Consider the following 237-nt stretch of genomic DNA (forward strand, 5'->3'; position numbering starts at 1 on the left):
GTGAAGTTATCAAGACAAACGAGCTGAAAGTTGATGACAGCAAAGTTCAGGCGTTAATTGAAACTGTTGCTTCTGCCTACGAAGATCCGCAAGAAGTTGTACAGTACTACAACAGCAATAAAGAATTGCTGCAAAGCATGCGGAATGTGGCACTGGAAGAGCAAGCCATCGACGTCATTCTGGCCGGCGCGAAAGTGACTGAACAAAAAGCAGCTTTTGACGAGATAATGAACCCGC

The 237-nt window shown here is 45.6% G+C and carries 1 pseudogene; it reads left to right on the forward strand.

What is annotated here, in order from left to right:
* Positions 1-237, forward strand: a pseudogene (locus R0J87_RS24540) (trigger factor); the annotation flags it as partial.

It is taken from the genome of Halomonas sp. SIMBA_159 (assembly GCF_046536035.1).
Classification (GTDB): Bacteria; Pseudomonadota; Gammaproteobacteria; order Pseudomonadales; family Halomonadaceae; genus Vreelandella; species Vreelandella venusta_A.